Consider the following 20,212-nt stretch of genomic DNA (forward strand, 5'->3'; position numbering starts at 1 on the left):
GCGCACAGTTCAAGATCGGGCACCACCCGAAGGCGGGAGACAGCGGAGCGAGCTTATGTGTTCATTTACTGAAGTCAATACCCGGGTTTGGGTGGAGTAGACGGCGGCCCTTGGGTCAGTAACTTCATTTCTTGAATGGAATGGCTCTCAACGGAGCCGCTGGCTGATGACCTTGGAGACCCCGTCGCCCTGCATCGAGACGCCGTAGAGCGCGTCGGCGACCTCCATCGTCCGCTTCTGATGGGTGATCACGATCAGCTGCGAGCTCTCCTGGAGCTCCTCCATGATCCGGATCAGTCGCTGCAGGTTGGTGTCGTCGAGCGCGGCCTCGACCTCGTCCATCACGTAGAACGGGCTGGGCCGCGCCTTGAAGATGGAGACCAGCAGGGCCACGGCCGTCAGTGAGCGCTCCCCGCCCGAGAGCAGCGACAGCCGCTTGACCTTCTTGCCCGGCGGGCGGGCCTCGACGTCCACGCCGGTGGCCAGCATGTTGTCGGGATCGGTGAGGATCAGCCGGCCCTCGCCGCCGGGGAACAGCCGCGAGAACACCCCCTCGAACTCGCGGGCCGTGTCGTGGTACGCCTCGGTGAAGACCTGCTCGACCCGTGCGTCGACCTCCTTCACCACTTGAAGGAGATCGGCCCGGGTCTTGCGCAGATCCTCCAGCTGGGTGCTGAGGAACTGGTGGCGCTCCTCCAGCGCGGCGAACTCCTCCAGCGCGAGCGGGTTGACCTTGCCGAGCTGCTGGTATGCGCGCTCGGCGGCCTTGAGCCGCTTCTCCTGCCGGGCGCGGACGAAGGGGCCGGGCCGGTTGCGGGGGTGCTCCGGATCCTCCGGCAGCTCCTCGCCGTCGGCGGGTGGGGACGGGGGCACGGGCTGCTCCGGCCCGTACTCGGCGACGAGCCCGGCGGTCTCGATGCCGAACTCCTCCAGGGCCCTGGCTTCCAGCGCCTCGATGCGCAGCCGCTTCTCGGCGCCGAGCACCTCGCCGCGGTGCACCGAGTCGGTGAGCTTGTCGAGCTCGCCCTTGAGATCGCGGCCGTGGTTCCTGGCGTCGGCCAGCTCCCGCTCCCGCAGGCCCTTGGCGTGCTCGGCCGCGGTGCGCTCCTCCTCGGCCCGGCGCAGCGACACCTCGACATGCGCGAGCAGCTGCCGGGAGCCGTCGGCGACGGCCCGGGCCACGCGTGCCTCGTACGCGAGGCGGGCGCGGCGCCGCTCGGCACGGGCCCGGGCCTCGTCCTCGGCCCGGGCCGCCCGGTCGAGCGAATCGGCCCGTCCGGCCAGCCCCTTGACCCGCTCCTCATGGGTCCTGAGCTGCAGCCGGGCCTCCATCTCGGTCTGCCGGGCGTTGGCCCCGTCGGCGGCCAGCCGGTCCCGTCGGGACGTGTCCGGCTCCTCCTCCACGGGGATCTCCTCGGCCGTGGCCAGCCGCTCGGCGCACTCCTCCACCTCGGCCAGCGCCTGTTCCAGCGCGTCCTGGGCCTTGGCGGCCGCGGTGGTGGCGCGCTCCGCTTCTCCGACGGCCCCCTTCGCCTGCCCGGCGAGCCGGCCGAGCTGCTGCGCGACGCCGGCCCGGGCCTGTTCGGCGGCCCGTCGCCGCTGGGCGAGCTCCTCGACCAGGGCGGCCGCGTCCTGGCGGCGCGCCTGGGCGGCCTCCCGGGCCGCGGCGAGCTCCTGGCAGCGCTCGTCCAGTCCGGCCAACTCCCCCGCCGCCTCGTCGACGGCGGCCTGCACCTCGATCAGGGTGGGCGCGCCGGCGGAGCCGCCGTGTGCGAGGTGCGCGCCGAGCACGTCCCCGTCGAGGGTCACGGCCACCGCGTCGGGGCGCGCCGCGACGAGCGCCTCGGCCTCGTCGAGCGTCGCGACCACGAAGTGGTCCCGCAGCACCCACCCAACGGCCCGCCGCACCTCGGCGTCCCCGCCGATCAGCGCGCCCGCAGGTACAGCTTCGGCTTCGCCGCTGGGGCTCCGCCCCAGACCCCGCTCCTCGAACGCCGGCGAGGCCGGATTGTCGCCATGCGAGGTCGGATTGGGCCCGGCGGCGCCGAATTGCCCGTAGGGCAATTCCAGCCCCGCCGGCGTTCGAGGCACGGGTCCGGGCAGAGCCCGGTCGGGCCCCGATCCCTGGCCCGGCAGCGGCACAGCCGACGGATCAGCCGGGGCCTGGCCCCGAAGGGCAGGGTCCTCCGGGGCAAGCTCGGAAGCATGGCCCTGGCCTGGGAAGGTGGGGGCCTGGGCCTGGCCCGGCAGGGTCGGGGCGGCCGCAGCCGAGGGAGCGCCGTCCCCGCCCGGGAGGGCACACGGCGGGGTGATCAGGAGCGTCGCGCGGCCCGCGTCCGCGTCCCGCAGGTGTCGGATGGCCTCGGCCGCCGCCCCCGGGGAGGCCACGGCCAGCGCGTCCGCCGCCGAGCCCAGCGCGGCGGCGACGGCGGCCTCGTGCCCCGGGGTCACCGAGAGCCGCTCCGCGACCGGGCCGAGCAGCCCGGCCAGCCGTTCGCGCGCCGCGAGCAGCGCCCCCGTACCGTCCTTGCGGCGCAGCCCCAGCGCGAGCGCGTCGCGCCGCGCCGACACGGCCGCGCGGAGGCGTTCCGCCTCGGACAGGGCGTCCCGCGCGGCGGACAGCCCCGCCTCCGCGGCCGCCAGCTCCGCCCGGGCCGCCTCGTGGTCGGCGTCCAGCGAGGGCTCGTCGCGTGCGCCGACCTCCTCCTCCAAGGCCTCGTACTCCGCCTGCGCGGCGGCGGCCCGGCGTTCGGCCTCGTCGCGCGCCGCGACCAGCCGGTCGATCTCGGCCTGCGCAGCCCCCGCCCGGGAGCGGGCGGCGCCGAGCCGGCCGGTCAGCCGGGCCAGGCCCTCCCGCCGGTCGGCGATGGCCCGGGCCGCGTCCCGCAGCCGCCGCTCCTCCTCGGCCAGTGCCCGCTCCAGCTCACCCCGGTGCTCGGCGGTGTCCTCCAGCGCCCGCGAGGCCGCTTCCAGAGCCGCCGTCAGTTCCGCCTCCTGTTCGCGGATCCGCGCTGCCTCCCGCCGCATGTCCTCCGGGTCGCGGCCACGCCGCTCCTCCTCGGCCGGAGCCGTCGCGCTCTTGACTCGCGCGTCGGCCAGGGAGGCGGTCCCGCGTACCCGCTCGGCCAGCTGCGACAGCTCATACCAGGTCTGCTGGGCCCGCTGGAGCCGCGGGGCCAGCTCCCGGACCGCCGCCTCCAGTTCGGCCTCGCGCCGCAGCGCGTCCCCGAGCTGCGCCTCGGCGGCCTCCTTGCGCTCCTTCAGTGCCGCCTCGTCCGCGAGCTCCTCGTCGAGTGCCCGGCGCAGCGTGACCAGGTCGTCGGCGAGCAGCCGCAGCCGCGCGTCGCGCAGGTCGGCCTGGATCACGGCCGCCCGCCGGGCCACGGCCGCCTGCCGTCCCAGGGGCTTGAGCTGCCGTCGCAGCTCGTCGCCGAGGTCCTGTACGCGTGCGAGATTGGCCTGCATCGCGTCCAGCTTCCGCAGCGCCTTCTCTTTGCGTTTGCGGTGCTTGAGGACTCCGGCCGCCTCCTCGATGAAGGCGCGTCGGCCCATGGGGTCGGCGTGCAGGACGGAGTCGAGCTGGCCCTGTCCGACGATGACGTGCATCTCGCGGCCGATGCCGGAGTCGGAGAGCAGTTCCTGGATGTCGAGGAGGCGGCAGGTGTCACCGTTGATCTGGTACTCGCTGCTGCCGCCGCGGAACATGATCCGGGTGATGGTGACTTCGGCGTAGTCGATGGGCAGCGCGCCGTCGGAGTTGTCGATGGTGAGCGACACCTCGGCACGCCCGAGCGGCGGCCGGCCGGTGGTCCCGGCGAAGATGACGTCTTCCATCTTCCCGCCGCGCAGGGACTTGGCCCCTTGTTCGCCCATGACCCAGGACAGCGCGTCCACCACATTGGACTTGCCCGAGCCGTTCGGACCCACGACGCACGTGATGCCGGGTTCGAAGCGCAGGGTCGTGGCGGAAGCAAAGGATTTGAAGCCACGCAGGGTCAGGGACTTGAGGTGCACGCCGCCGGACTCTACCTTTCGCGGTCGGTTTCGCCCATGAAGGTGCAGGGCACAACTGACGGTAAAGGAGTTCCCAGCCCCGACCCGGCCCGACGCCTCGCGGCGCGCTGCCTCGAAGGCGTGTCAAAGAAAGAAGGGACGCCGGAGCGTCCCTTGCAGATCATGCGGGGCTGGAGTCGAGCGACGAGTAGCGCGGATCAGGTGAGCGCAGGCTCCGCCTGGGGTACGTCGATGTCGATGCGGTCCAGCAGCGAATCTCCGTCGTGCTGGGCGGCGGCCGCGTTCAGCGCGTCATTTTCGGACTGAATCCGTACGAGCTCGGACTCGAGGTCCTGGACGCGCTGCTGAAGCCGTCGCATCTCGGCGAGGAGTCGCGGATCGGAACCGCCGACGTAACCGAGAAGCGCCTTTGCCATGATGGATGGTCCTCCACACTGAGTGACCGACCGAAGCGGTGTGGGTCGTGAGGGAATCGCACCCGCGGATGTCCGACAGCGACTGACAGTCACTGCACTCGTTCTTTGGCTAACACTGCCTACTGCCAACACTGCCAAACAGCTCAGGTGCGCGGGGCTTCCAGCGTCTCACCAAAAAGTTTGACGGTCAACACGATCACGCCCCGTATCGGCGGGCGGCCCGGCTCCCGCAAGGGGCGTGGAGATCATCCTCGACTCCGAGCCTTCCACGGATCGCTCGCGTCGGCAACGTCTCGGCGAGGAACGCGCAGTTCCGACCGTATGCGGTCGCTTCACGGCGGTGATCAGTACATGATCAGTCGATCGGTCAACGGATCGCGAAGCCGTCGTAGCCACCGCGCGGTGTGCCCCAGATCTCTGTCACTCCGTCCACCGCGCCGGGCGTGTCGGCGGAGCGCAGCCAGTCGAGCAGCCGGTGGCAATTCTCACGTTGACCCTCGGCCACCACCTGCACTCGCCCGTCGTCGAGGTTGAGCGCGAAGCCGACGACTCCGCCGATCCCCAGAGCGTTCTCCCTGGTGAACCAGCGGAAGCCCACTCCCTGTACACGGCCGCGCACCCAGGCGGTCAGACGGACATCTTCATTCATGCGTGAACGCTAACCGGGCAAACAGTTTTGGGGCACATCGCCCCCCTCGCCCCATGGCGTACAGTCGCGCACCAATGAACTCACCCGTTCGGGTGAGCAAAGGACGATCTTGATCTTACAGGGAAGGCCCGAGGCCCATGGGACGCCACCGACTCCCCGCCGCACCGCGCCCCGGCGGCGCGCGACGCACCGCCCTGCGCACCGGCCTGCTGGGTGTCTCGGTGGCCGTGGCCCTCGGAACGGCGGCGGTCACCACCGGCATGGTCCCGGTCGGCGGCTCCTTCCCCTATGTGGGCGTCAACGCCTCGGGCGACGCCGGCAAGGCGCAGGCCAAGGTCAAGGCGAAGGCCTCGGCGAGCCCCGACGGCGTGACGCAGCCGCTCGGCGGCCTCGCCAACCTGTCCGGCCGTAGCCAGACCCAGACCCCCACCCCCGCCGGCAGCCCTTCGCCCTCCCCCTCGGCGAGCCCCTCCACGTCCCCTTCGCCGAGCGCCTCGCCGAGCAACTCACCGAGCGCTTCGCCGAGCACCTCGCCCTCCGCCAAGCCGGCCGCCCCCGCCACCAAGGCGGCCCCCGCGACGAAGGCGGCCCCGCAGAAGAGCACCGCCCCGGCGCCGGCCACGTCGGTGCCGACCACCCCGACCGTCGATGACGGACACTCCGCCGAGGAGGCGGCCGTGGTGGCCCTGGTGAACCAGGAGCGCGCCCAGGCGGGATGTGGTCCGGTGCGGGCGAACCCGCCACTGGCGGCACTCGCGGGGGCGTTCAGCAAGGACATGGCCACCCGCGACTTCTTCAGCCACACCGACCCCGACGGCAACAGCCCCTGGGACCGCGCGACCAAGGCCGGCATATCGGGCCTCGGCGGCGAGAACATAGCCCGCGGTCAGGGCGACGCCGAGGCCGTGATGAAGGCCTGGATGAACAGCCCGGGCCACAAGGCGAACATTCTGAACTGCGAGTTCCGCACCCTGGGCGTCGGCGCGCACCTGGCCGCCGGCGGCCCCTGGTGGACCCAGGACTTCGGCTTCTAGACCCAGGGCGCCTTTTAGAGCGCGGCGAGGGCCGCGCGACCCGCCACCACGACTCGGGCGTGCTCGGCGACGCGGCGGCCGAGGTGCTCGGCGGTCGCGATGTCGGCCTTGTGCACGGCGTCCGCACCCTCGTCGGAGTTGCTCTGCGCGGCGGCGCCGGCGAAGACGCCGAGACGGTTGAGGTCGTTCTCGGAGGCGGTGCTGGAGTTCCAGCCGGGCTTCAGGCCCAGGTTGACCCAGCTCATGCCGTGCTGCGCCGCGAGGATCTGGAAGAACTGCAGGGTGTGCAGCTTGTCGCCGCTCTTGGACGCGGAGTTGGTGAACCCGGCGGCGACCTTGTCCTGCCAGGCGTCGCCGAACCAACGCTTCGAAGTGGCCTCGGCGAAGACGTGGAAGGCGCCGGAGGCGGTGCCCATGTAGGTCGGCGAGCCGAAGACGATCGCGTCGGACCCGTCGAGCAGCTCCCACTGGGCATCGTCGATCTCGTCGACCTTGATCAGGTGGACGGTGGCCCCGGCCTCGGCTGCGCCGCTGCGCACGGCCTCGGCCACGACCGCGGTGTGGCCGTAACCCGAGTGGTAGGCGATCGAGACGACGGGGGCGTTCGTGACAGCGGACAAGGTGATCTCTCCCTCGGGAAACGTTTCTCACCGCCCCACGAGGTGTGGTGCGACGAGAACCAGAAAAGCACTAACTTTTGGAAAGCGCAACCCAACAGTTAGCGCTGCGCTGGAGTACGCTATTCCTCATGGACACACCCGCCGTCTATACAGAAGCCGCCGAATCCGAACCACCGTTCGATGTATTCGCGCGCGCCTGCCCGTCCCGCGAGACCCTGGAGCACGTCACCGGGCGCTGGGGCAGCCTGATCCTGGGCGCCCTGCGCGAGGGCCCCTGCCGCTTCAACGAGCTGCGCCGACGGGTCGAGGGCGTGAGCGAGAAGATGCTCTCCCAGACCCTGCACGCGCTGGAGCGCGACGGCGTCGTCCACCGCGAGGCACAGCCGACGAACCCGCCCCGCGTCGACTACGAACTGACCCCGCTCGGCGTCGAGGTCGCGGACCGGCTGCTCTCCCTCATCCACTTGCTGGAGGGGAAGATGCCGCAGGTGCTGTCCGCCCGGCAGTCCTACGACGAGACGCGCGGCGGCCGCTGACAGCGCGGGCAGAAGTAGCTCGACCGGTTCATCCACGGCCGGCGCCGCATCGGCGTGCCGCAGCGGCGGCAGGGCTCGTCCTCGCGCCCGTAGGCGTCGAGCGAGCGGTCGAAGTACCCCGACTCGCCGTTCACGTTGACGTAGAGGCTGTCGAAACTGGTGCCGCCGACCGCGAGGGCGGCGTTCATGACGTCCCGGACGTGGCCGAGGAGTTCCGCGCTCCGGGGGCGGGTGAGGTTGCCGGTGGGGCGCTCGTAGTGCAGCTTCGAGCGCCAGAGCGCCTCGTCGGCGTAGATGTTGCCGACCCCGCTGATCAGGGACTGGTCCAGCAGCGCCCGCTTGACGGTGGTCCGCTTGGCACGCAGCGCGAGGTGGTAGGCGCCCTCGTCGAACAGCGGGTCCAGGGGGTCCCGCGCGATGTGCGCGATCACGTCCGGCAGCCCGTCGGGTGTGTTCTCGTGCAGAGAGAGCCCGCCGAAGGTGCGCTGGTCGACGAAGCGCAGCTCCGTCCCGCGGTCGTCGTCGAACCGCACCCGGATGCGCAGGTGCTTCTCGTCGGGGGCGTCCTGCGGCTGTACGAGCAGCTGCCCGCTCATCCCGAGGTGCCCGAGCACCGACTGCTGGCCGGTCTCCAGGGGGAGCCACAGGTACTTGCCGCGCCGCCGCGGCACCCCGATGGTCTCCCCGCGCAGCCGCGCCGCGAAGTCGGCCCCACCGCCCGGGTGGCGTCGTACGGCCCTCGGGTGCAGGACCTCGACGGCCTCCACGGTCCGCCCGGCCACCCAGCGCTCCAGCCCCCGCCGGACGACTTCGACCTCGGGCAGCTCGGGCACGGCGTCTCCTCGCGAAGGGTGCGGACTTCTGGCACCGCCGAGCCTACCGGCCCCCTCCCGACCCCCCGGAAACGGGACCGCCCGCCCCTGCCAGGCAGGGGCGGGCGTCGATCCCGAAGGAAGGGTCAGGCGCTGGGCGCCGGGTCGGCGGGCTTCGGCGTCCCGCCGTCCTCCGCCTCGGCCGGAGCCGGGGCTTCGGCCGGAGCGGCGGCTGCGGCCGAGGCGGCAGCGGCCTCGGCCGCGATCCGCTCGTCCGCCGCGGCACGGATCCCGCGCCACGCGGATTCCGCCGCCTGCTGTTCCGCTTCCTTCTTGCTGCGGCCGGTGCCGGTGCCGTACGAGACACCACCGACGCGGGCGGCAGCGGTGAAGGTCTTCTCGTGGTCCGGACCGGTCTCGGTGACCAGGTATTCCGGTACGCCAAGACCTTCGGCGGCCGTGAGTTCCTGGAGACTGGTCTTCCAGTCCAGGCCGGCACCGAGGTTCGAGGACTTCTCGATGAGCGGGTCGAAGAGCCGGTGGACCAGCTCCGAGGCCGCGTCGAGGCCCTGGTCGAGGTAGACCGCGCCGATCACCGCTTCAAGGGTGTCGGCGAGGATGGAGGCCTTGTCCCGGCCGCCCGTGCCCTCTTCGCCCCGGCCGAGCCGGATGAAGGAGCCGAGTTCGAGGCCGCGCCCGACCTCCGCAAGTGCGCGCGAGTTGACCACCGCGGCCCGAAGCTTGGCCAGCTGGCCTTCGGGGAGGTCGGGGTGGGTCGTGTACAGCGTGTCGGTGACCACCAGGCCCAGCACGGAGTCCCCGAGGAACTCCAGGCGTTCGTTGGTGGGCAGACCGCCGTTCTCGTACGCGTACGAACGGTGGGTCAGCGCACGCACCAGAAGGGCGGACTCGAGTCGATACCCGAGCCGCCCTTCCAGAAGCGTGTGGGACGAGGCCGCGTTGTTACTGTCTGCCTGCTTCTCAGCGTTGGACAGCTCAGACATTGCGCCTCTCACCAGCCGCTCAGACCTCGAGGACCTGGCGCTTGTTGTAGGTGCCGCAGCTCGGGCACGCAATGTGCTGGAGCTTCGGCTCCTGGCAACGCTCGCACGAAACCAGGGTGGGGACCGCAGCCTTCCACTGCGACCGGCGGTGGCGCGTGTTGCTGCGCGACATCTTCCGCTTCGGAACAGCCACGGCTACTTCTCCTGCTTCTCGGCGGCGCCCTGAACTCCGTCAGAGGCAGTGCCGCTCATGTTGTCCTTCTCGTCGTCCTGATCGGTCACGACGAGTCCTTGCAATGCCGCCCAACGGATGTCGACGGCGTCATGGTGGTGGTCCGGGTCGTCGTTCAGGCTGAGCCCGCAATCGGGGCACAGTCCGAGACAGTCCTCCCGGCACACCGGCTGCATGGGCAGTGCGAGCACCACCACATCCCGCAGCACGGGTTCGAGGTCGAACAAGCCGTCCTCAAGGTAGAGCGTGTCCTCGTCGTCCTCGGCGTCGTCGGCCGGCTCCGCCTTTGAGCGGCCCCGGTCGTCGGCGTCAGGGTACGAGAACATCTCCTGGAAGTCCGCCTTGAGCTCGCGCTCCACGGACTCCAGACACCTTACGCACTCCCCTACGGCCGATGCACGGGCGGTGCCTGTGACAAGCACCCCTTCCATGACCGACTCGAGGCGGATGTTGAGCTTCATCGGGGCGCCTTCCGGCACTCCGATGACGCCGACGAGACCGAAGTCCGCCGGTGTCGCGATCTCACGGGACAGCCGCTGCATGGCACCAGGACGCCGACCCAGCTCGTGCGTGTCGAACACGAGGGGGTTGCGGTGGTCGAGGCGGGTGTTCAGGGCCGTTCCTGCTTTCACAGATCGTTGAAGATCAAGATTTCCGCCACTTAAGGGCAGCATGGATCGCGGTGCATACGCGCGACCGAAGAGCCAGGATACCCGGCGCTTCGCCCTGAGCCCAATCCGGCCCTAGCGGCCCTGCTCGTACTGGCGCAGCTGGTCCAGATTGATCATGCTCGTGTCGAAGAAGCTGGTCTCGTCGAGCGCGGCCTGCCGGGGCTCCGGCTGCTGTTGGTACGCGGCATAGGGGTCGGGCTGCTGCTGGTAGGCGCCGTACGGGTCCGGCTGCTGCTGGTAGCCGTACTGGTCCTGGTAGCCGTAGGAATCCTGCTGCTGCGGCTGGTAGCCGTACGTGTCGTACACCGGCTCCGCCTGCGCCGGGATCGGCACGTGCGGCTGGTGCGGCGCCTGCGGCTGCTCCGGCTCGGCCAGGCCCGCCAGGAAGTCCGCGTCGCTCGCCGAGCGGGAGGACTGGCCGCCCGCGGCCTCCTGGGCGGCCATGTGCGCGCCGAGGTCGTCCGTGGGCACCCGGCCCAGCAGCTTCTGCCGGCCCTTGCCCACGGCCTCCAGGGTCTTGGAGAGCACCGCCTCGAAGGTGGCCAGCTTGGTGTCCACGTACGCGTCCGCCTGCTGCCGCTGCGTCTGCGGGTCGTGGCTGCGCTCGGGCGCCTCGGCGTCCGCGTAGCCGTGCTCGTCGAGCCCGGGACCCCGGCCCAGCAGCTTCTCCCGGCCCCGGTCCACCGAGCCGATGGTCTTGGTCAGCACGACTTCGAAGTTCGCGAGCTTGCTGTCGACGTAGTCGTCGGCCTCGGCCCGAATCTCCTCGGCCTCCCGGCGGGCCTCGTCCAGGATCCGGTCCGCCTCGGCCTGGGAGCGCCGCGCGATCTCGGTGTCGGAGATCAGGGAGCCGCGCTGGTTGTGGGCGGACTCGATGATCCGCTCCGCCTCCCGGCGGGCCTCCTCGACCATCTGCTCCCGGCCGCCGATGAGCTCCTGCGCCTGGGCGAGCGAGCCGGGGAGCGCCTGGCGTACCTCTTCGAGCTGGGCCAGCAGCTCGGCGCGGTTGATCACGCAGGAGGCCGACATGGGCATGGACCGGGCGCCGCCGACGGCCGCGACGATCTCGTCGAGCTTCTTCTGCACGTCCATGGGGGCTCGCACTCTCTCGGCCTCGGGCGGTTCCTGAGACGGACGCCACGACTGTAAGGCCACCGGGCGGGCGTCCGACACCGCCTGACGCACCGTCAGGCGGATGGCCTGCGGATCAGCGCTCGCGCAGCCGTTCCATGAGCGCGGCGTGCACGTGAGCGGGCAGCAGGTGGGCGACGTCGCCGCCCCAGGCCGCGACCTCCTTGACCAGCGAGGAGGACAGGAAGCTGTAGGTGGGGTTGGTCGGCACGAACAGCGTCTCGACGCCGGACAGGCCCATGTTCATCTGGGCCATCTGGAGCTCGTAGTCGAAGTCGCTGACGGCCCTCAGGCCCTTGACGATGGCCGGGATGTCCCGCTGCTTGCAGAAGTCGACGAGCAGCCCGTGGAAGGACTCGACCTCGACGTTCCCGTAGTCCGCCACCGCCTCGCGGATCAGCTCGATCCGCTCCTCGACGGTGAACAGGCCCTTCTTCGACTGGTTGATCATCACGGCGACGTGCACGACGTCGTAGAGCCTGGAGGCGCGTCCGATGATGTCGAGGTGTCCGTTGGTGATGGGGTCGAAGGACCCGGGACAGACGGCGCGGCGCAACTGAACTCCCTCGTTCATGAGTCTTCGCTGGTGAAGGCGGCGCGACCGTACCAAAGGGTGCCCTCGCCGTACTTCCGCGACCGGAGCGGCTCGAAGCCCTCGGGCCACGGGAAGGCGCCGCTCCTCGTGCTGCGCTCCACGGTGACGAGCGCGTCGTCCGTGAGCCAGCCATTGGACCGGAGTGTGAGGAGGATCTCCCGCAGTTCGGCGTGGTCCACGGCGTACGGCGGGTCCAGGAAGACGATGTCGTACGGATCCCCGAGCGCGGCTCCCGCCACGATCTGCTCGGCCTTGCCCGCCCGGAATTCGGCGCCGGGCAGGCCCAGCGTCCTGATGTTGTCCCGGATCGCCTTGGCGGCCTTGGCGTCGGCCTCGACCAGCAGGGTGTGGGCCGCGCCGCGCGAGAGGGCCTCCAGGCCCACGGCGCCGGAGCCGCCGTACAGGTCGAGCACCCGGGCGCCCTCGACGCCGTGCAGCGACTCCCAGGTGGAGAAGAGCCCTTCGCGCATCCGGTCCGAGGTCGGCCGGGTGCCGGTGCCCGGGGGCACGGCCAGCCGTCGCCCGCCGGCGCTGCCGGCGATCACGCGGGTCATCTGGGGGGACCTTCAATCTTCGGGGACTACGGGCACCCCCCATTGTCAGCCCTTCTCCAGATACTGCTCCCGCTCGGTGTCCAGCAAGGCGTCCAGGGCGGTTCGCAGGCCCGGCAGCCGCTCCAGCTCCGGGTCGGCGGCGACCACGCGACCGGCCTCCTCCCGGGCCTGGGCGATGACCTCCTCGTCCTCGATGACGGACAGCACCCTCAGCGAGGAGCGCACCCCGGACTGGGCCTGACCCAGCACGTCGCCCTCGCGGCGCTGCTCCAGGTCGATCCGGGAGAGTTCGAAGCCGTCCAGGGTGGCGGCGACGGCGGCCAGCCGGGCCCTGGCGGGGCTCGCCTCGTGCATCTCGCTGACCAGCAGGCACAGGCCCGGTGCGGAGCCCCGGCCGACGCGGCCGCGCAGCTGGTGGAGTTGGGAGACGCCGAAGCGGTCCGCGTCCATGATCACCATGACGGTGGAGTTCGGGACGTTGACCCCCACCTCGATCACGGTGGTGGCGACCAGCACCTTGACCTCGCCGGCGGCGAACCGCCGCATGACGTCGTCCTTGTCGGCGGGGTCCATCCGGCCGTGCAGCACCTCCACCGACAGCCCGGCGAGCGGTCCGCGCGTGAGCTGCTCGGCGATGTCCAGGACGGCGAGCGGCGGCCGCTTCTCGGCGTCGTCCTCCGCGGAGCCCTTCTTCTTCGGCTCCTCCTCGTCGCCGATCCGGGGGCAGACCACGTACGCCTGGTGGCCGTTCTCCACCTCCTCGCGGACCCGCTCCCAGGCCCTGGCGAGGAAGTGCGGCTTGTCCTTGGCGGGCACCACGTGGGTGGCGATCGGGGAGCGCCCGGCGGGCAGCTGGTCGAGGACGGAGGTCTCCAAATCACCGAAGACGGTCATCGCGACGGTGCGCGGGATCGGGGTCGCGGTCATCACCAGCAGGTGCGGGGGTTGCTTGCCCTTGGACCGCAGCGCGTCGCGCTGCTCCACGCCGAAGCGGTGCTGTTCGTCGACGACGACCAGGCCGAGGTCGTGGAACTGCACCTTGTCCTCGATCAGCGCGTGCGTGCCGATCACGATCCCGGCTTCCCCGGTGACCAGGTCGAGCAGGGCCTGCCGGCGCGCGGGCATCCCCATCGACCCGGTGAGCAGCACGACCTTGGTGCCCTGGTCGGAGCCGCCGAGCATGCCCCCCTCGGCCAGCTCGCCCATCATCTCGGTGATGGAGCGGTGGTGCTGCTGGGCGAGCACCTCGGTGGGCGCGAGCATCGCGGCCTGCCCCCCGCAGTCCACGACGGCGAGCATGGCCCGCAGGGCCACCATGGTCTTCCCGCTTCCGACCTCGCCCTGGAGGAGGCGGTGCATGGGGTGTTCGGTGGCCAGGTCGTCGAAGATCTCCTTGGAGACCGTTTGCTGGCCCTCGGTGAGGGTGAAGGGGAGCTTGGCGTCGAAGGCGTCGAGCAGGCCGCCGGGAGCGGGGCGGCGGGGGACGGCCGGGAGCTGCGAGTCGGCGTGCCGGCGGCGGGCCAGGGCGACCTGGAGGACGAAGGCCTCGTCCCACTTCAGGCGCCCGCGGGCATCCTCGATGTCGGCCTTGGTCGTCGGCCGGTGGATCTTCAGCAGGGCCTCGGTGAGCGGGACCAGACCACGCCCTTCGCGCAGGGCGTCGGGCAGCGGGTCCACGACCTCATGCGCCCTGGGCAGCACCGCGTCCACGCACTTGGCGATCTTCCAGGACTCCAACTTCGCGCAGGCCGGGTAGATCGGGATGAGCTGATTGGCGAAGGCGGTCGCCGCGTCCCGGTCGGAGGCGTCCGCGCCGAGCGGCTCGTAGGCGGGGTGGGCCAGCTGGAGCTTGCGGTTGAACATCGAGACCTTGCCCGCGAACATCGCGCGGCTGCCGGGCAGGAGTTCCTTGTGCGGTTTGTGGACGCCGGCGCCGAAGAAGACCAGCTGGAGGCGCCCGCTGCCGTCGGTGATGGTGACTTCGAGGCGCTTCCCGCCGCCGCGGCTGCCCTGGTAGGTCAGCAGCCGGGCGTCGGCGACCTGCGCGACGACGGTGACGTGCTCGTCGATCTGGTCGGCGAGCTCGGCGAGCGAGGTCAGCTCCCCGCGCTCGGCGTACCGGCGGGGGTAGTGGTGGAGCAGGTCCAGGGCCGTGTGCAGGCCGAGCTGCTCGGCCAGCACCTTGGCGGTGGCGGGGCCGAGCGTCTTCTTGAGGTCTTCGTCGAGCGCGGGCACGTGTTCATTGCACACCATGGCGCCGACAACCGGGGCGCAGGCGTTCCGCGCGCGCCCCGGTCGCGGATCGACGGTCGTCAGCAGGGGCGGTTCGAGGCGCTGACCGCCACGCTGACCGAGCCGCCGTGGCCGGACAGGGTCAGCGTGTTGTAGCCCGAGGTGGGGAGGAGGTAGTAGACGGGTTGCAGGGTCACCGTGACCCCCGCCGGGATGCCGCTCGGGGCGGACAGGTTCACGGACTGCGCGGTGCCCGACGCGCTGGGCACGTAGCCGGAATCGGAGAAGACCTGAAGGCCCTGATACGAGGTTCGGGAGACGCTGAAGGTCCAGGTGCTGCCGGCCGGCACGCCGGTGGAGGCGACCGTGAAGGCCAGTTTGCGGTTGTACGACGGGCCGATGCAGGTCCAGCCCAGCGTGGCGGACTGCACGCTCGTGGAGCTCGTCTCGGCGGTCTCGGCGGCGCCGGCCGCACCGCTGCCGCAGAGCAGGGTCGCGGCCGACAGCGCGAGAGCGCCCGCCGCCGATAACAGCCGGTGGCGCGTGCGCCCGGAAGTGATCTGCATGATGTGTCCTCCCCGCCGCCGCGCGGGCGGCGATCCGTGAGCCGGACCGTTCGCGGCCCGGTGCAAGGTAACGAAGGAAGGTTCGATTCCGGGCTCCGAACCGGAAATCTTGCGCCCTAAACCTGCGGCCGGCGGGAAGGTTCGCGCTATTCCACCCCGATGAGCAGCGGCGCCGAGTAGCGGCCGCCCCGGTAGGTGATGGTGTCGACGGCCAGGTGCCCGTGCTGTACGTACGCCTCCAGGCGCTCGGCGAGGGCGTCCGGCACCTCCGGGCCCAGGACCAGGGTGACGAGTTCGCCGCCGGAGCCGAGCATCCGGTCCAGGACGGCCTCGGCGGTCTCGGGCAGGCCCGAGCCGATGACGGCGACGTCCCCGTCGATCAGGCCGAGCACGTCGCCGGCCTGGCAGATGCCGGCCGAGGTGAAGGACTGCCGTTCGGCGACGGCAAGTTCTCCGTAGCGGGTGGCGCCGGCGGCCGCGGTCATGGCGACCACGTCCTCGTCGAAGCTGCCGTCCGCGTCGTGCACGGCGAGCGCGGCCAGGCTCTGGACAGCGGAGCGGGTGGGGATCACCGCGACCCGCACGCCCTCGGCCCTGGCCTGTTCGGCGGCCGCGGTCGCCGCCGCCCGCAACTCGGCGCTCCCCGGCAGCAGGACCACCTCGCGGGCGTGCGCGCGTCGTACGGCGTCGACGAGTTCGGCGATGTCCGGAACCTCCCCGGCGCGGGCGAGCACGCTGGTTGCGCCGGCCTCCTCGCACAGCCCGGCCAAACCTTCCCCGGGGACCACGGCGACCACGGCCCGCTGGGCGCGCTCGCCCCGCGCCCGGCGCCGTTCGTCGCCGAAGTGCGTGATCCGTATCCGGTAGGGGCGGCCGGCGACGACACCGGCCTCCACGGCCGCGCCGGGGTCGTCGACGTGGACGTGGACGTTCCACAGCCCCTCGCCGCCGACCACGACCAGCGAGTCTCCGAGCCCGTCGAGCCGTGCCCGCAGCTCCCCGACGGCCGCGTCCGACGCCTCCAGCAGGTAGACCACCTCGTACGCGGGCCCGGCCTCATGCGCGCAGGGCTCGGACGGCTGCGGTACGGCCACGGCCCGACCACGCACCGCCTCGGGGGCCGGCGCCTGCCCGGACAGCGCCTGCCACAGGGCTCCGAGTACGGCGACCAGCCCGCAGCCGCCCGCGTCGACCACCCCGGCCCGGCCCAGCTCGGCCAGCTGCCCCGGGGTCTCGGCGAGCGCGGCGCGGGCGCCCTCGTAGGCGGCCCCGGCCACGTCGGCGACGGACCCGGCGGCGGACCCGGCGGCCTCGGCTGCCCGGGCCGCCGCGGCGGCGACGGTGAGCATGGTGCCTTCCACCGGGTGCGCGACGGCCTGGTACGCCTCCTCCGCGGCCCTGGTCAGCGCCTGCGCCAGCAGCCGGCCGGGGTCGTCCTCGCGGGGGGCCTCGGGCTCGTCGCCCAGTACGTCGGCCACGCCGCGCAGCAGCTGCGCCAGGATCGTCCCGGAGTTGCCCCGGGCGCCTATGAGCGCGCCGTGCGCGTAGGCCCGTACGGCCTGGCCCAGCGAGGTCGGCCCTGTGTCCTCCGTCACCTGCGCGAGGGCGCGGTCGGCGGATTCGGCGGTGAGGTAGAGGTTGGTGCCGGTGTCGGCGTCGGCGACCGGGTAGACGTTGATCGCGTCGATGTCCTCGCGGGCCCGGCCCAGTGCGGTCAGGGCCAGCGAGCTCCAGGTGCGCACCGCTTCGGCGTCGAGCTCGTCAGTGGGCTGCGGCTGCGACTCGTGCGGCACCGGGCGTTCCTCCTTGTGCGGGCCATGGTTCACCGCAGGGTAACGAAGGACTGCCGGGACGGCGGGACCGCGGGGCGGGGGCGGCGGCAGCCGTGGTAGTTTTCTTGGACGGGAGCAGTCGTTGTATGCTGCTCCGGTTGCCCGATGAGAGTCGGGCCATTCTTCCGGCAAACCACTTCAGACCTCTGATCCGGTGCGCCGGATTTCACTGTAATTGCATCTGAAGTTTTGGAGTGACCTGTGGCTGCCAACTGCGACGTTTGCGCCAAGGGGCCGAGCTTCGGCAACAACATCTCCCACTCGCACCGCCGCACCTCGCGTCGCTGGAACCCGAACATCCAGCGCGTCCGTGCCGTGGTCAATGGGACGCCGAAGCGCCTCAACGCCTGCACCTCGTGCATCAAGGCCGGCAAGGTCTCGCGCTGACGCCTCCCGTCGTAGCGCAGCCCTTCCGGTTGCCACAAAAGGCCGGTTCACCTCTGGTGAACCGGCCTTTTGTCTTGCTCTGAAACCGTCAGCGCCACTGCCAGCCGTGGTCCACCGGGCCGATGCCCCCGCCGAGCGGGAAGCCGGCCGCGATGGCGCCCGTCACGTAGCGCTTGGCCTCCGTGACGGCTTCTGGCACGGTCAGGCCCTTGGCGAGGCCGGCAGCGATGGCGCTGGCGAGGGTGCAGCCGGTGCCGTGGGTGTGCCGGTTGGCGTGCCGGGGGGCGCGCAGCCAGTGTTGCTCGGTTCCGTCGGTGAGCAGGTCCGCGGCCTCGTCGCCGTGGGCCGCCAGGTGCCCGCCCTTGATGAGCGCCCACCGGGGGCCGTGGCCGAGGATCGCGTCGGCGGCCCGCCGCATGTCGTCCTCGCGCTCCACGAGCACGCCGGTGAGCTGCGCCACCTCGTCCAGGTTGGGCGTGGCCACGGTGGCCCTCGGCAGCAGTTCCCGGCGTACGGCGTCCAGCGCGCCCGCGGCGAGCAGCGCGTCCCCGTGCTTGGAGACGCCCACGGGGTCCACGACGGCCGGGGCTCCGGTGGTGGCCAGCAGTTCGGCCACGGTCTCCACGAGTACGGTGGAGGAGAGCATCCCGGTCTTCACGGCCTGGACGCCGATGTCGTCCACGACGGCCCTGAACTGGCTCCTGACGGCCTCGGCGGGCAGCTCCCAGGCACCCTGCACCCCGAACGAGTTCTGGGCCGTCACGGCCGTCACGACACTCATGCCGTGGACGCCGAGCGCCAGCATGGTCTTGAGGTCGGCCTGGATGCCCGCGCCGCCGCCGGAGTCGGATCCGGCGACGGTCAGGCACAGCGGCGGTGCGACGCTCACGCGGAGCCGTCCTGGACGGCCGGGTCGCCCCCGAAGTGGTCCCAGCCGCCGGTGCTGGTCCACGGGGCGCCGTCCACGGTCACCTGGGGCAGCGCGGAGCGGTTGAGCACCTCCCCGATGACCTTCCAGCGGGCGGGCAGCTTCACGTCGGGCGGGAACGTGGCCACGATCGCGTGGTCCTCTCCCCCGGTGAGCACCCACTGCAGCGGGTCGACGCCGACGGCCTGACCGATGTCGTGCATCTGGGTCGGGATGTCGACGGCCGAGGTGTGCAGGTCGATGCGTACCTTGCTCGCCTCGGCGATGTGCCCGAGGTCGGCGATCAGGCCGTCGCTGACGTCCGTCATGGCGGTGGCGCCGAGTCCGGCGGCCGCGGGGCCCGCGTGGTACGGCGGTTCGGGGCGCCGGTGCGCCTCCACGAAGGCCCGCGGGGAGCGGAAGCCGCGCGAGAGCACGGCGAAGCCCGCGGCGGACCAGCCGAGCCAGCCGGTGACGGCGACGACGTCGCCGGGCTGGGCGCCGGAGCGCAGCACCGGCTCGTGGTTGCGCAGGTCGCCCAGGGCGGTGATGGCGACGGTGATGGTGTCGCCGCGGACCACGTCCCCGCCGACCACGGCCGCGCCGGCGACCTGGCACTCGTCGCGGATCCCGTCCATCAGCTCGGTGGGCCAGGTGACCGGCAGCTCCGCCGGGACGACGAGGCCGAGGAGCAGCGCGGTCGGCACCGCCCCCATGGCGGCGATGTCGGCCAGGTTCTGCGCGGCGGCCTTGCGGCCGACGTCGTAGGCCGTGGACCAGTCGCGCCGGAAGTGCCTGCCTTCCAACAGGATGTCGGTGCTCGCCACGACCCTCCGGTCGGGGGCCGACACCACCGCGGCGTCATCGCCCGGTCCGAGCCGTACCGCCGGGGTGGTGGTGAGCCGTGAGGTGAGCTCCCGAATGAGCCCGAACTCCCCCAGCTCGCCCACAGTGCCCTTCATCGCTGTGCCCCTTCTTGCCCAGTCCGCTTGCGGTCGCGAGCCGTCACAGCTCTGGGTACCGTCAACAGATACGTCAACTTCTGCTCTTCGTACGCCCCGCTGCGCGCGGCGCCGGGCCCGAGGGTCTCCCCGTGGCGCTCGGCGACGCGGTACCGTGGCGTCCCTTCTTCCCCCGGCCCTTGTGATCGTGTGGGGCCCACCCGAAGGTTAGGGGAAATGATCCTCGTGGCCGCCCTGGAGGTTCCGTGGTACAGGCGTACATCCTTATCCAGACCGAGGTGGGCAAGGCGTCGTTCGTCGCCGAGTCCATCGGCCAGATCCCGGGGGTGATCCAGGCCGAGGACGTGACGGGTCCGTACGACGTGATCGTGCGCGCCCAGGCCGACACCGTGGACGAGCTCGGCCGCATGGTCGTCGCCAAGGTCCAGCAGGTGGAGGGGATCACCCGCACCTTGACCTGCCCGGTGGTCCATCTGTAGCCCCCGTCTACTGTTGACCGGTGATGTCCCTCCACCGCCGGTCCGTCCGTGTCCGTGCCATGTCCGCCGTGCCCGCCGCGATGGCCCTCGTGGCCCTCTCGGCGTGCTCCTCGGGTGATTCCGAGGCCCGGGTGGACCCGCCGCCCGCGCCTCCGGCCAAAGTCGCGGAGCTCTGTGCAGCGCTGCACGGGGAGCTCCCGGAGACGGTGGCCGGTCTGGCGCGGACCAGGACCGAACCGGAGTCCGCTCTGACCGCCGCGTGGGGCGGCTCGGCGATCGTACTGCGGTGCGGTATCCCCAAGCCCCCCGCGATGGCCGATCCGAAGCAGGAGGGCGTCCACGTGAACGGGGTCGCCTGGCTGTTGGAGAAGCTCGACGACGGGGGTTTCCGGTTCACCACCGGGATGCGGCTGGCGTACACGGAGGTCGTGGTCGACAAGGAGCATGCCACGGACGCGGGAATGCTGGTCGGGCTGTCCACGGCCGTGGCCGGAACGGTGCCCGAGGGCATCTCCACGTATTGATACCGCACCGCCCCTCACCCCGACCGCCCGCCGGCCCGCCCCGAAAGGGCGGGCC

21 protein-coding genes are annotated in these 20,212 nt (G+C 71.7%); 5 read left to right on the top strand and 16 right to left on the bottom strand.

The annotated features are described in order from the left end of the window. Nucleotides 1–147: 147 nt before the first annotated feature. The 3 genes from ACFV9H_RS17575 to ACFV9H_RS17585 form a co-directional block, all read right to left on the bottom strand. Complete coding sequence (locus ACFV9H_RS17575; protein WP_385398746.1) at nucleotides 148–4,014, bottom strand: AAA family ATPase; 3,867 nt, start codon at nucleotides 4,012–4,014, stop codon at nucleotides 148–150. 197 nt (nucleotides 4,015–4,211) lie between these two features. Beyond that, nucleotides 4,212–4,430, bottom strand: a complete 219-nt coding sequence (locus ACFV9H_RS17580; protein WP_030708500.1) for a hypothetical protein — start codon at nucleotides 4,428–4,430, stop codon at nucleotides 4,212–4,214. A 367-nt stretch (nucleotides 4,431–4,797) separates the two neighbouring features. Further along, nucleotides 4,798–5,079 (bottom strand): acylphosphatase, encoded by a 282-nt coding sequence (locus tag ACFV9H_RS17585; protein WP_385398749.1) that lies wholly within the window; start codon nucleotides 5,077–5,079, stop codon nucleotides 4,798–4,800. Nucleotides 5,080–5,216: 137 nt separating this feature from the next. Between ACFV9H_RS17585 and ACFV9H_RS17590 the strand changes: the two genes are divergently transcribed. Continuing rightward, nucleotides 5,217–6,113: a CAP domain-containing protein gene (locus ACFV9H_RS17590; RefSeq protein ID WP_385398751.1), complete on the top strand. Its 897-nt coding sequence runs from the start codon at nucleotides 5,217–5,219 to the stop codon at nucleotides 6,111–6,113. 14 nt (nucleotides 6,114–6,127) lie between these two features. Here the strand turns inward: ACFV9H_RS17590 and ACFV9H_RS17595 are convergent, their stop codons facing one another. Then, nucleotides 6,128–6,733: a flavodoxin family protein gene (locus ACFV9H_RS17595; RefSeq protein ID WP_385398754.1), complete on the bottom strand. Its 606-nt coding sequence runs from the start codon at nucleotides 6,731–6,733 to the stop codon at nucleotides 6,128–6,130. A gap of 128 nt (nucleotides 6,734–6,861) precedes the next feature. Here ACFV9H_RS17595 and ACFV9H_RS17600 point away from each other — a divergent pair, with 128 nt between their 5' ends. Then, complete coding sequence (locus tag ACFV9H_RS17600; RefSeq protein WP_385398757.1) at nucleotides 6,862–7,269, top strand: winged helix-turn-helix transcriptional regulator; 408 nt, start codon at nucleotides 6,862–6,864, stop codon at nucleotides 7,267–7,269. Here the strand turns inward: ACFV9H_RS17600 and mutM are convergent. From mutM to ACFV9H_RS17650, 10 genes are all read right to left on the bottom strand, one after another. Continuing rightward, nucleotides 7,242–8,102 (bottom strand): bifunctional DNA-formamidopyrimidine glycosylase/DNA-(apurinic or apyrimidinic site) lyase, encoded by an 861-nt coding sequence (gene mutM, locus ACFV9H_RS17605; protein WP_385398759.1) that lies wholly within the window; start codon nucleotides 8,100–8,102, stop codon nucleotides 7,242–7,244. The genes ACFV9H_RS17600 and mutM overlap by 28 nt on opposite strands. A 125-nt stretch (nucleotides 8,103–8,227) precedes the next feature. Then, nucleotides 8,228–9,085, bottom strand: a complete 858-nt coding sequence (rnc, locus tag ACFV9H_RS17610; RefSeq protein WP_385398761.1) for a ribonuclease III — start codon at nucleotides 9,083–9,085, stop codon at nucleotides 8,228–8,230. 19 nt (nucleotides 9,086–9,104) lie between these two features. After that, nucleotides 9,105–9,278: a 50S ribosomal protein L32 gene (rpmF, locus tag ACFV9H_RS17615; protein ID WP_003965982.1), complete on the bottom strand. Its 174-nt coding sequence runs from the start codon at nucleotides 9,276–9,278 to the stop codon at nucleotides 9,105–9,107. Nucleotides 9,279–9,280: 2 nt separating this feature from the next. Next, on the bottom strand, nucleotides 9,281–9,991 hold the full coding sequence (locus ACFV9H_RS17620; RefSeq protein ID WP_385398764.1) for a YceD family protein: 711 nt from the start codon (nucleotides 9,989–9,991) through the stop codon (nucleotides 9,281–9,283). Nucleotides 9,992–10,060: 69 nt separating this feature from the next. Next, entirely contained in the window at nucleotides 10,061–11,080 is a 1,020-nt protein-coding gene (locus ACFV9H_RS17625) for a cell division initiation protein (RefSeq protein ID WP_385398765.1), read from the bottom strand. A 115-nt stretch (nucleotides 11,081–11,195) separates the two neighbouring features. Then, the gene (gene coaD, locus ACFV9H_RS17630) at nucleotides 11,196–11,675 is read right to left on the bottom strand and encodes a pantetheine-phosphate adenylyltransferase (RefSeq protein WP_384594215.1); all 480 of its coding nucleotides are present in this window, start codon (nucleotides 11,673–11,675) and stop codon (nucleotides 11,196–11,198) included. 14 nt (nucleotides 11,676–11,689) lie between these two features. Beyond that, entirely contained in the window at nucleotides 11,690–12,268 is a 579-nt protein-coding gene (rsmD, locus tag ACFV9H_RS17635) for a 16S rRNA (guanine(966)-N(2))-methyltransferase RsmD (protein WP_385398768.1), read from the bottom strand. Nucleotides 12,269–12,313: 45 nt separating this feature from the next. Next, nucleotides 12,314–14,521, bottom strand: coding sequence for an ATP-dependent DNA helicase RecG (gene recG / locus ACFV9H_RS17640; RefSeq protein WP_385398770.1), 2,208 nt, complete (start codon nucleotides 14,519–14,521; stop codon nucleotides 12,314–12,316). Between the two features lie 59 nt (nucleotides 14,522–14,580). After that, nucleotides 14,581–15,066, bottom strand: a complete 486-nt coding sequence (locus ACFV9H_RS17645) for a hypothetical protein (protein ID WP_385398773.1) — start codon at nucleotides 15,064–15,066, stop codon at nucleotides 14,581–14,583. Nucleotides 15,067–15,212: 146 nt separating this feature from the next. Next, nucleotides 15,213–16,859, bottom strand: coding sequence for a DAK2 domain-containing protein (locus ACFV9H_RS17650; protein WP_385398775.1), 1,647 nt, complete (start codon nucleotides 16,857–16,859; stop codon nucleotides 15,213–15,215). 240 nt (nucleotides 16,860–17,099) lie between these two features. Here ACFV9H_RS17650 and rpmB point away from each other — a divergent pair, with 240 nt between their 5' ends. Beyond that, the gene (gene rpmB / locus ACFV9H_RS17655; protein ID WP_007266795.1) at nucleotides 17,100–17,285 is read left to right on the top strand and encodes a 50S ribosomal protein L28; all 186 of its coding nucleotides are present in this window, start codon (nucleotides 17,100–17,102) and stop codon (nucleotides 17,283–17,285) included. Nucleotides 17,286–17,373: 88 nt separating this feature from the next. On the opposite strand, the gene thiD is transcribed toward rpmB, so the two are convergent. Together thiD and ACFV9H_RS17665 are read right to left on the bottom strand one after the other, a co-directional pair. Then, the gene (thiD, locus tag ACFV9H_RS17660; protein WP_385398777.1) at nucleotides 17,374–18,174 is read right to left on the bottom strand and encodes a bifunctional hydroxymethylpyrimidine kinase/phosphomethylpyrimidine kinase; all 801 of its coding nucleotides are present in this window, start codon (nucleotides 18,172–18,174) and stop codon (nucleotides 17,374–17,376) included. Continuing rightward, nucleotides 18,171–19,154, bottom strand: coding sequence for a thiamine-phosphate kinase (locus ACFV9H_RS17665; RefSeq protein ID WP_385398779.1), 984 nt, complete (start codon nucleotides 19,152–19,154; stop codon nucleotides 18,171–18,173). Before ACFV9H_RS17665 ends, thiD begins: the two co-directional genes overlap by 4 nt. 245 nt (nucleotides 19,155–19,399) lie before the next feature. Here ACFV9H_RS17665 and ACFV9H_RS17670 point away from each other — a divergent pair, with 245 nt between their 5' ends. Continuing rightward, nucleotides 19,400–19,633, top strand: coding sequence for an Lrp/AsnC family transcriptional regulator (locus ACFV9H_RS17670; protein ID WP_030028650.1), 234 nt, complete (start codon nucleotides 19,400–19,402; stop codon nucleotides 19,631–19,633). Between the two features lie 23 nt (nucleotides 19,634–19,656). Further along, nucleotides 19,657–20,157: a DUF3515 family protein gene (locus tag ACFV9H_RS17675; protein ID WP_385398781.1), complete on the top strand. Its 501-nt coding sequence runs from the start codon at nucleotides 19,657–19,659 to the stop codon at nucleotides 20,155–20,157. Nucleotides 20,158–20,212: the final 55 nt, after the last annotated feature.

It is taken from the genome of Streptomyces sp. NPDC059874 (assembly GCF_042731135.1).
In the GTDB taxonomy this organism is placed as follows: Bacteria; Actinomycetota; Actinomycetes; order Streptomycetales; family Streptomycetaceae; genus Streptomyces.

Excerpts from the sequence above, each read along its gene's own strand:
- ACFV9H_RS17580 (WP_030708500.1), bottom strand. The coding sequence starts at position 4,430 with ATGGCAAAGGCGCTTCTCGGTTACGTCGGCGGTTCCGATCCGCGACTC.
- ACFV9H_RS17585 (WP_385398749.1), bottom strand. The coding sequence starts at position 5,079 with ATGAATGAAGATGTCCGTCTGACCGCCTGGGTGCGCGGCCGTGTACAG.
- ACFV9H_RS17590 (WP_385398751.1), top strand. The coding sequence starts at position 5,217 with ATGGGACGCCACCGACTCCCCGCCGCACCGCGCCCCGGCGGCGCGCGA.
- ACFV9H_RS17600 (WP_385398757.1), top strand. The coding sequence starts at position 6,862 with ATGGACACACCCGCCGTCTATACAGAAGCCGCCGAATCCGAACCACCG.
- rnc (WP_385398761.1), bottom strand. The coding sequence starts at position 9,085 with ATGTCTGAGCTGTCCAACGCTGAGAAGCAGGCAGACAGTAACAACGCG.
- ACFV9H_RS17620 (WP_385398764.1), bottom strand. The coding sequence starts at position 9,991 with ATGCTGCCCTTAAGTGGCGGAAATCTTGATCTTCAACGATCTGTGAAA.
- ACFV9H_RS17625 (WP_385398765.1), bottom strand. The coding sequence starts at position 11,080 with ATGGACGTGCAGAAGAAGCTCGACGAGATCGTCGCGGCCGTCGGCGGC.
- rsmD (WP_385398768.1), bottom strand. The coding sequence starts at position 12,268 with ATGACCCGCGTGATCGCCGGCAGCGCCGGCGGGCGACGGCTGGCCGTG.
- recG (WP_385398770.1), bottom strand. The coding sequence starts at position 14,521 with ATGGTGTGCAATGAACACGTGCCCGCGCTCGACGAAGACCTCAAGAAG.
- ACFV9H_RS17645 (WP_385398773.1), bottom strand. The coding sequence starts at position 15,066 with ATGCAGATCACTTCCGGGCGCACGCGCCACCGGCTGTTATCGGCGGCG.
- ACFV9H_RS17665 (WP_385398779.1), bottom strand. The coding sequence starts at position 19,154 with ATGAAGGGCACTGTGGGCGAGCTGGGGGAGTTCGGGCTCATTCGGGAG.
- ACFV9H_RS17675 (WP_385398781.1), top strand. The coding sequence starts at position 19,657 with ATGTCCCTCCACCGCCGGTCCGTCCGTGTCCGTGCCATGTCCGCCGTG.